Genomic DNA, 9,160 nt, shown 5'->3' on the forward strand with positions numbered 1-9,160 from the left:
GATGGAACGGGGTGGGGACGGGTGCGGTCAGCGGGTCGGTGGTTGCAGGAGCAGGGCGGACGGGACGCGGGGGCCGAAGCCGAGGCGCAGCAGGCCGTAGCCGATGCCGGCCAGGCCGGTGAGGAGGCCGGGGGACGGGACGCCGTCGGGGGTGCCGCAGCGCGCGCCGTCCTGTTCGACGGCGGTGAGCAGCTGCCCGGTGCGGGTGGCGACGGCGGCGGCGGCACCCTGGTGGCCGGTCTCGGCGAGGAAGCCGAGCACGTCGGTGATGCCGGCTTCGCCGTGGCAGAGGCTGAGGTCGCGCAGCGGGTCCTGGGCGGCGAGGGCCGCGACCTGCTCGTCGAGGCCGAGCACGGCGGGCTGCCCGGCGTAGGCGAGCACCTGCCCGGCCAGGCCGGAGCACCAGCCGTGCCCGGTGGCGGCCTGGGCGGGGGGCAGGGTCGCGGTTTCGCGCGGGTACCCGGCCAGTGCCCAGTCGACGCCGGCCGCGCCGTGCGCGAACCCCGGGTCGGCGAGGTCGGGGTCGAGGGAGCGGATGGCGAGCTCGGCCGCGTAGGCGTCGGCCAGCAGCGCGGCTTCGCCGGACCCGGTCTGGGTGGCGACCGAGCGCAGCGCGACCAGGCCGCCGGCCAGGCCGGTGGTGTACCGCGGGGACGTCTCGGGTGTCGGGGCCGGCATGACGGCGACCGTGCGGGCGGTCAGGTCGAGCAGGTCCGGCCGGTCGAGCAGCCGGGCGAGCCGGGCCGTCGCGTAGGCGACGCCGCCGAGCCCCAGCAGCCCGCCGGGGCCGGCCGCGGCGGCGAGCTCCGGGTCGGCCTCCAGCGCCGACACCAGCCACGGCAGGCCGGAAAGCGCCTTCCCGGCCAGGTCGCGGTAGCGGTCGATGCCGGTCAGCTCGGCCAGCTGGGCGAGGAACAGCGCCACGCCCGTGTAGCCCTCGCCGAGCCCGGCGCCCATCGGCAGCACGGTCCAGTACTTCTCGTCGACGAGCTCCAGCCCCACCCAGTTGACGCGGCCGCCTGCCGACGACGCGCGGGCGATGATCGCGTCGGCGACGCCGCACGCGGCCGACAGCAGGTGCGCGGGTTCGGGGCTCTTGCTCGGCAGGACGCTGCCGGTGACGCCGGTGCCGGCGTGGGTCTCGGCCGCCGGCCGGGTGGCCAAAGCCGCGGAGATCAGCCACTCCTGGTCGCGCCGGTCGATCGTGGTCATCCCGGCGACCTTCGCGCGCACCGTCTCCAGCGGCGCTTCGCCCAGCAGCCCGGGAAGGCGGTTCCCTTCGGCGTCCCAGAGGTCCGCGGACCCGGGGCGGCCGGTGAACATCGGGACGTCACCCGCCCACAGGTCGGTGAGCTCGGCGGCGACGAGCCCCCGGCGGACCTCGTCGGTGCTGTCGTCGTGCAGCAGCCCGAACGCGTCGTCGCGCGCGTCGGCTCCGGTCAGCAGCGAAGGGTGCGTGGTCTCGTCGAGCAGCCGCGTGTAGAAGCTGGTCGGGCGGACCAGGACGCGGATCCCCGCGCCGGCGCAGCGGTCGAGCAGCCGCCCGAACTCCGCCGCGCCGGCGGAGATGGCGTCGTACCCGGCGCGGAACCCGGCCAGCAGCGCGGCCCCGTGCTCGGCCGGCTCGACGTCGACGCCGCCGAGGGTGGGCCGGTTGACGCCGGTGCCGACGCCGCCGGGCACCCGGGTCAGCCGCATCCGGTCGGTGCCGGCGTCGAGCCAGTCGACGCGGGTCAGCGCCGGGGCCGCCGCGCGGCCGCCGCCGAGACCGGAGATGTCGACCGCGCCGTGCTCGCCGACGATCATCTGCGGCAGCAGCAAGGTCCGGTGCACCGACCGCGCGAGCAGCTCGGACGCGGGGTCGACCTCGGTTTCTTCGGCCGGCAGCACCGGCTGGAAGAGCGTCTCGATGTCGATCAGCACGGGCTGGTCGCCGGCGGCGATGATGTTCTCGAAGTGCACGTCGGTGCCGTCGAGGGCGTGCAGCAGGGCGAGCAGCACGCCCTGGCGGCGGTAGAAGCGGTCCACCTCGGTGAGGTCGGTGCACGGCCGGTGCTCGACGAAGCGGAGCCAGCCGTAACCGGGGCGCACCAGGACGTCGACCGTGCGCAGCTCGAGGCCCGGCACCCGCGGGTTGAGCCAGTCCACCAGGCCGGTGAACGCCGCGTGCAGGTCGAGCGGGCGGGGCTTGTAGATGACGCGCGCGCCGCCGGCGAACCGCAGCTCGCGGACCGAGCGGCCGCGCTGGTGGGCGTCCCCGGTGCCGCCGCTGATCTCGACCAGGAGGCCGGGGTCGGCGCCGGTGAACGCGGTGAGCGCGGCCCGGTCGTCGGCGAAGCGGCCCAGCAGCTCGGTGACCGACTCGATCGCGTGCAGTGAGGCCTGCGCGGCGAGCCGGGCGAGCACCGGGTAGCGGTGCAGCAGGTCGGTGATCCCGGCCGGGGTGCCGGTCTGCCGGACGAAGCCGGCGAAGCGGTCTTCCGGCGTTTCCCCCGCGAGGACCTCGGCGCGTCGTGCCCGGCCCAGTTCCAGCACCAGCGTGCGGGCGGCGAGCCCGGCGAGCTGGTGCCCCAGCTGCGCGGCGCAGCGGCCGGCGACCGCGGCGGCGTCGACGGCGGGCGAAGCCGCTGCGGCACCGGCGATCGCGGCGCGGGCCGCGTCCGTGAAGGGGCGGAACACCGAGGCGAACGCCGTACGCCAGTGCGCGGAGCTTTCACGAGAAAGCTCGGCGTCGCTGTCGTGGGCGAGCGCCGTCTCGGCGAAGGCGGCCCACGCGGGCAGGGAGCTGTCGGTACGGCGTTCCCGCGCGGTCAGCGCCGCGGCCCACCAGGTGGGCGGGAGCGTCGTGGTCGCCGGGTTCGGCTGCGGGGGAATCACGAGATCGAGCATGCCAGCGGGTGACGCGGGTTACATGGGGGTGCTGCGCCCGCATTCCCGCCCGGTATGGGGGCGTCGTAGGGGTTCATGGGGGCATAGGCGGAGAAACGCCTGGTCGCGTAGCACGTACTTAGCCCGGATGGACGGGGCGGTTGCTCCGTTCGACCGGCGGGTTCGGCCGGGGTTGACGCGGTCTTCCGCGCGCCGATCCCCCATGCGGGGCACCCCCGGCCCACCGGACTCCGCGGTCGCGCGCGCGACCGCGTCGCTCGCGCGCGAGGCGGACCGAGGGCCGGGAGCGGCGGCGGAATGCGGGGCCGCCGCACCCATGTGCGCCGGCCCCGCGGCGATGACGATTCGTCGTGAGAAGTTCGCGGCTCGCCCCGCGGACGTTCCCCGAACGCACAGGGAGCGACGCACGATGACCACGTTCCAGATCGAGCAGACCCCCGACGGGCCCGGTGTGGCCGCCGGATCCCCGCTCAAGTTCGTCCTGTCCAGCGTCCAGTCCGACTCGCACATGTGGAACCTCGTCGCCCTCCAGCTGATCATGGAGGAGATGGGGCACGAGGTGGTCAACCTCGGCGCCTGCGTCCCGGTCGACCGGCTGCTGGCCGCGTGCCGCGCCGAGCGGCCGGACTGCCTGGTGATCAGCACCATCAACGGCCACGGCCACGTCGACGGCGCCCGGGTGATCTCCGCGCTGCGCGCCGACGCCGCGCTGGCCGGGCTGCCCGCCGTCATCGGCGGCAAGCTCGGCGTCCAGGGCGACGCCAACGCCGAGCTGGAGACCGAGCTGCTGGCGCTGGGCTACGACGCGGTGTTCCACGTCGGCGCCGGCGACTCCGGCCAGGCGATCGAGTCGTTCCGCGAGTTCGTCGCGGCGAACGTCCGGACCTTGCGGTGACCGCTGCCCGGTCGGTGTTCAGCAGCTTCGTGGCCGAGCACCGGCGCCGCCGGACCCTGCTCGTCCAGCCGCGCATGGGGTTCTCGGATCCCGTCACCATGCGCCGCGGGCTGCGCGCGGTCGCCGAAGCCGGGGTGCCGGCCGTCGGCACCGTGACGCTGGACAGCTACACCCGCACCGGGCAGCACGACCTCGCCGCCATGTCCCTCGCCTCCGGCGTCCCGCTCAACGGCTACCCGCTGGTGGCGCTCGGCGCGGCCGTCACCGCCGAGCTGGTGGACGGCCTGTACGGCCCGCGCTTCCCGGTCCAGGTGCGGCACGGGTCGGCGCAGCCGGAGGACATCTTCGCCACGATGCTCGAAGCCGGGCTCGACGCCTCCGAGGGCGGGCCGGTGTCCTACTGCCTGCCCTACAGCAGCGTGCCGCTGCGGACGGCGGCGAAGTCGTGGTCGCGCTCGGCGTCGCTGCTGGCCGGGCAGGCCGTGGAGTGCCACCTGGAGAGTTTCGGCGGCTGCATGCTCGGGCAGCTGTGCCCGCCGGGCCTGCTCGTCGCGCTGTCGGTGCTGGAGTGCCTGTTCTTCGCCGAACACGGCGTGCGCAGCGTCTCGGCCAGCTACGCGCAGCAGACCAGCCCGGAGCAGGACGCCGAAGCGCTGTGGGCGATGCGCCGGCTGTGCGCCGAAGAACTGTCCACTGTGGACCACCACGTCGTGCTCTACACCTACATGGGCCTGTTCCCGGAGTCCGCGGCCGGGGCGCGGGAGCTGGTCGCCGAGAGCGTCCGGCTGGCCGTGCGCACCGGCACCGAGCGGCTGATCGTCAAGACCACCGCGGAAGCGCACCGGATCCCGACCGTCGAGGAGAACGTCGAGGCCCTGCGGCTGGCGCACGCCACGGCGCTGGAGCAGCCCGCTCCGGCCGCGCCGCCGGCGGGGGACACCGAGGTGTACGCGCAGGCGCGGCTGCTGGTCGACGAGGTGCGCTCGCTCGCCCCGACGCTGGCCGAGGCGCTGCCGGCGGCGTTCGAGCGCGGCCTGCTCGACGTCCCGTACTGCCTGCACCCCGACAACGGCAACGAAACCCGGTGCGTGCTCGACGACGAAGGCCGCCTGCAGTGGTGGCACACCGGCCGGATGCCGCTGCCGTCCGCGCTGGGCGGCCGTCGCGGCCGCGACCGGGTCAGCGCGACCCGGCTGCTCGCCGACTTGTCCTACCACCGCCGAAGGCTCGACCCGGTCCTGTCCTGATCCGTCCCGACCAGCTGGGAGTGAAACGCCATGGAGTACACCGATCCGCCGGACCCGCGCACGCACCTGACCTCGGAGACCACGCGGCACGTGCTGGGCCTGCAGCACAAGATGCTCACCGAGGCACGCGCGTTCCTCGGCGCCCGCGGCTTCACCGAGCTGCTGCCGCCGGTGATCGGCCCGGTCACCGACCCCGGCGGCCGCGGCGCGAAGCAGGTCGACGTCGACTTCTACGGGCACCGCTACAAGCTGATGACCAGCGCGATCCTGTACAAGCAGGCGTCGCTGCTCGGCTTCTCGAAGATCTTCTACGTCGCGCCGAACGTGCGGCTGGAGCCCCTGGAGACGGCGAACACGAGCCGGCACCTGGCCGAGTTCCACCAGCTCGACGTCGAGGTCGCCGGCGCGTCCCGCGACGACGTGCTCGACCTGCTGCAGGACCTGGTGGCGCACGTGGTGCGCCGGGTCGTGGAGGACGCGGGCGACGTGCTGGAGGCGCTCGGGCGTGACTCGGGCGCGTTCGCCGACCTGCTCGGCGGCGCGTTCGGCCGGCTGTCGCACGCCACCGCCGTCGAGACCTTGCGCGAGCTGGGGCACCCGCAGAGCGAGGACGCCGAGATCGACTGGGCGGGGGAGGCGATCCTGTCGGAGAAGCACGCGCGGCCGTTCTTCCTCGTCGACTACCCGAAGGGCTCGCGGGGGTTCTACGACCGGGAAAGCGTTTCCACGCCGGGTGTCCTGCGGAACTTCGACCTGATCGCGCCGGAGGGGTACGGCGAGCTGTGCAGCGGCAGCGAGCGCGAGCACGACTACGGCCGGATCGTCACGCGGATGCGCGAGACGGGCGAGAACCCGGCGAAGTACGCGTGGTACCTCGACCTGGTCCGCACCGGCATCCCGGCGAGCGCCGGGTTCGGCCTGGGCGTGCAGCGGTTCACGCGGTACGTGGCCGGGCTGGACGCGGTGTGGCAGGCGACGGCGTTCCCGAAGCTGCCGGGGGTGGTCTCGCCGTGACCGCGTTGAGTGCCGGGGGCTTCCCGGAGGATTCGGTTCGGGCACGGGCGCTTCAGGGTGCCGCGGCGGTGTTCCCTCCCGCTTCTTCCTATGGGACTTCGCTATTCGGCGCTGCTGCTTCTTCGTCATCTGGTGATGTCTTGGACGAGGCCCGGCTGGTGCCGCCGGTGTTCGTGCCGCGGCGGCTGGAGAAGCTGATCGAGCTGGGCCGCGAGCCGCTGTACGGCGACGTCTCGCTGTCGACGTCGATCGGCGGGTTCGAGTCTTCGCTGCCGCTGTACCTGTCGGCGTTCGGATCGACGCAGGTGGCGGGCGCCGGCCTGGGTGCCGCGGCGTCGGCGCAGGCCGCGCGGCTCGGGATCCCGATGGTGATCGGCGAGAACGTCGTCCCGATGCACGGTCACGGCCGTGCGGGCGGCGCGTCGGACGGGACGCTGCTGGAGCGGATGCGGGCGTACGCGGACGCGGTGCCCGACGGGCTCGGCGGCGTGGTCGTCCAGCAGAGCACCGAGGACGCGGACGCGGAGGTGTGGAACCTCGTGTACTCGGACCCGTCGGCGGCACCGTTGCTGGAGTCCGGGCGGCTGGCGTTCGAGCTGAAGGTGGGCCAGGGCGCGAAGCCGGGTCTCGGCGGGATGACGCTGGTCTCGCCTTCGGTCGCCGCTTCACTATCCGATTTGTACACAGTGGACGCTTCGCTGGGCGCACGGGTACTGCGGAGCAGCTCGCCGGGGACGTTCACCGACGAGATCCTCCGCCAGCAGATCCGCTTGATGCGCAACAACTTCCCGCGAGCCGGGGTGTGGGTGAAGCTCCCACCCGGCCGCGATGTGGCTTCGGCGGCCTCGGTGGCTTGGGCGGCAGGGGCCTCCGCGGTGACGGTCGACGGCGCCGAGGGCGGGTCGGGCTGGGCCCCGACATCTTTCGCCTCCGTGGGGCTCCCACTGGCGGAATGCCTGGCGCGCATCGGCACGCCGGCGGGGTGCCTGCTGGCGTCGGGCCGCATGTGGGAGGGGACGCGAGTGGCGAAGGTCCTGGCACTGGGTGCCCGCGCGGCGGGCCTCGGCCGGGCGGCGCTGCTGGCGGTGGACACGGACCCGGTCGACGGGCTGGTCCGCTTCGCGGAGGCGCTGGCCTTGGAGCTGCGGCTGCTGCTGAGCGCATTGGGCCAGTACCGAGCCGACGCACTGACCCGCGACGACGTGTGGTTCCCGGGCGACGCGCCGGACCGGGTCCGTGAGCAGGTGTTGTCATGAGCCCCCAGTCGGCTGGTCTACCGCGGCCGGTCGTGAGTGAGAAACAGTGTTCTAACCCGGTTTCCCACTCACGACCCCAGGTGAGCACGGCCGGCGGTGCGTCATGACCGCGGTCGACGAGCCTCGCACCGGAGCCGGGCCGAGTGGCGCGGCGGATGGTGGCGGGATTGTGCCGGGTGCTGCGGCCGCGAGCGGTGCAGTGGCTGCCGAGCCGGGTGCCGCGGGTATGGCTGCTGCGAAGGGCGCAGCCGTTGCTGCGGCTCGGGCAGGTGCTGCGGCGCGGGGTGGTGTGGGCGGGGCCGGCATTGCCGCGGCCGAGCCCGGCATCGCCGGGAGCGGCGGTGCGAACGTGCCGGGTCCGGGCTTCGACACGACCGAGCCAGGCATCGCTGCCCGGCCCACCACCGGCGCCGGCAAAGCCCTCCCCGCTCCCTTCCTCGGCCTGGTCCTCGCGATGGGCCTCTCCTCCTTCGGGGACGCGGTCTGGCTGATCGCCCTCTCGGTCACCCTCGTCGGCACCGCCGGGCCCGCCGTCGCCGGCCTGATCCTCGCCCTCGGCTCGCTCCCCAAAGTCCTCACCCTGCTCGTCGGCGGCGCCGTCGCCGACCGGACCGGGCCGCGGCGCGTGCTCGTCACCACCGACCTGGTCCGGGCCGGGGCCATGCTCGCCGGGGCCGCCGCCGTGCTCGCGGTCGGGCCGCGGGTTCCGCTGCTCGCCGGGCTCATCGTCGTCATGGCCGTCGCCAGTGCCTTCTTCATCCCGGCCTCCGATGCGCTGCGCCCGAACCTGCTGCCGCCCGAACACCTCGTCCGCGGCAACGCCGTCTACCTCGCCGCCGTGCGGGGTGGGCAAGCCGCCGGTGGGGCGCTCGGGTCGTGGCTGGCCGGGCTCGGCGGGCTCGTCGTCGTCGCCGCGGTCAACGGGGTCAGCTTCCTCGTCTCCGCCGTCGCCGCCGGGAACACCAAGACCCTCGGGAAAGCCGAAACACGGCGAGAGCGCGTCAAGGTCAAGCAGCTCCTGAGGGACGTCGGCGAAGGTTGCCGGTACGTCGCGAAGAGGCCCGCCCTGCGGACCGCCATGATCGTCACCGGTCTCCTCGAGCTCAGCGGCGCCGGTCCGATCAACCTCGGCCTGGTCCTGCTCGGCGGCACCCGGGGCGCCGGCTGGCTGCTCACCGCCATGACGCTCGGCGCGTCCCTCGCCTTCGTCGTCTCGGTCAAGTGGCCGCCGCGCGAGAAAGCCGGGCGGCTGGCCACCGGCGGCCTCGCCGCGCAGGTCGTCTGCCTCGCCCTGCTGGCCACGACGAACCTCGCCGTCGGCATCGCCGCCTTCTTCGCACTCGGCCTGGTCGCCGGCCTCACCGCGCTCGTGCTCGTGAGCCTCGCCCAGCGGTGGTCGACACCGGAGATGCGCGGGCGCGTCATGTCGATCCTCGCGCTGTTCACCCTCGCCGCCACCCCGGTCGGCAACCTGCTGATCGGCGTGCTCACCGAGGCGATCGGCGTCCCGCTCACCATGTTCGCCCACGCCGCGGTCGCGCTCGTCGCGCTCGCCCTGCTCGTCGCCACCCCGGCACTCGGCCGGGCCGCCCTCACAGAGGAGAAGAAGTCATGACCAACCCCTTCGAAGACGAGAACGGCACCTTCCTGGTCCTGGTCAACGCCGAGAACCAGCACTCGCTCTGGCCGTCCACTGTGGACGTCCCCGAGGGCTGGCGGACCGTGCACGGCGTGGACACGCGCGCCGCGTGCCTGGAGTACGTCGAGACGCACTGGACCGACCTGCGTCCGGCGAGCCTCGTCGCCTCGATGCGCTGACCCCCCCACCCGCCGGCAGAACCGAACTGGAGCTGATCTAC

The 9,160-nt window shown here is 74.1% G+C and carries 7 protein-coding genes; 6 read left to right on the forward strand and 1 reads right to left on the reverse strand.

Features of this window, described 5'->3' with window-relative positions; all coding sequences use genetic code 11:
• Positions 1–27 precede the first annotated feature (27 nt).
• The gene (locus AA23TX_RS35400; RefSeq protein ID WP_230862911.1) at positions 28–2,877 is read right to left on the reverse strand and encodes a type 2 lanthipeptide synthetase LanM family protein; all 2,850 of its coding nucleotides are present in this window, start codon (positions 2,875–2,877) and stop codon (positions 28–30) included.
• A gap of 421 nt (positions 2,878–3,298) precedes the next feature.
• Between AA23TX_RS35400 and AA23TX_RS35405 the strand changes: the two genes are divergently transcribed.
• The 6 genes from AA23TX_RS35405 to AA23TX_RS35430 all read left to right on the forward strand — a co-directional run bounded on the left by AA23TX_RS35405 (position 3,299) and on the right by AA23TX_RS35430 (position 9,119).
• The gene (locus AA23TX_RS35405) at positions 3,299–3,784 is read left to right on the forward strand and encodes a cobalamin B12-binding domain-containing protein (protein ID WP_155547038.1); all 486 of its coding nucleotides are present in this window, start codon (positions 3,299–3,301) and stop codon (positions 3,782–3,784) included.
• The gene (locus AA23TX_RS35410; protein WP_230862912.1) at positions 3,781–5,031 is read left to right on the forward strand and encodes a methylaspartate mutase; all 1,251 of its coding nucleotides are present in this window, start codon (positions 3,781–3,783) and stop codon (positions 5,029–5,031) included. The genes AA23TX_RS35405 and AA23TX_RS35410 overlap by 4 nt, the downstream gene beginning before the upstream one ends.
• Before the next feature lie 30 nt (positions 5,032–5,061).
• Positions 5,062–6,045 carry an asparagine synthetase A gene (locus tag AA23TX_RS35415; protein WP_155547039.1) on the forward strand — a complete coding sequence of 328 codons (984 nt, stop codon included), beginning with the start codon at positions 5,062–5,064 and terminating at the stop codon, positions 6,043–6,045.
• A complete protein-coding gene (locus AA23TX_RS35420; protein ID WP_155547040.1) occupies positions 6,042–7,301 on the forward strand; it encodes a glutamate synthase-related protein in 1,260 nt (419 codons plus the stop codon). Before AA23TX_RS35415 ends, AA23TX_RS35420 begins: the two co-directional genes overlap by 4 nt.
• A 289-nt stretch (positions 7,302–7,590) precedes the next feature.
• Positions 7,591–8,916, forward strand: coding sequence for an MFS transporter (locus AA23TX_RS35425; RefSeq protein ID WP_196425670.1), 1,326 nt, complete (start codon positions 7,591–7,593; stop codon positions 8,914–8,916).
• Positions 8,913–9,119, forward strand: a complete 207-nt coding sequence (locus AA23TX_RS35430; protein ID WP_155547042.1) for an MbtH family protein — start codon at positions 8,913–8,915, stop codon at positions 9,117–9,119. The genes AA23TX_RS35425 and AA23TX_RS35430 overlap by 4 nt, the downstream gene beginning before the upstream one ends.
• Positions 9,120–9,160 lie beyond the last annotated feature (41 nt).

The organism is Amycolatopsis camponoti (genome assembly GCF_902497555.1).
GTDB classification, from domain to species: Bacteria; Actinomycetota; Actinomycetes; order Mycobacteriales; family Pseudonocardiaceae; genus Amycolatopsis; species Amycolatopsis camponoti.

Bases quoted from the DNA above. Each gene is read 5' to 3' on its own strand.
- AA23TX_RS35405 (WP_155547038.1), top strand. From the start codon at position 3,299: ATGACCACGTTCCAGATCGAGCAGACCCCCGACGGGCCCGGTGTGGCC.
- AA23TX_RS35430 (WP_155547042.1), top strand. From the start codon at position 8,913: ATGACCAACCCCTTCGAAGACGAGAACGGCACCTTCCTGGTCCTGGTC.
- AA23TX_RS35415 (WP_155547039.1), top strand. From the start codon at position 5,062: ATGGAGTACACCGATCCGCCGGACCCGCGCACGCACCTGACCTCGGAG.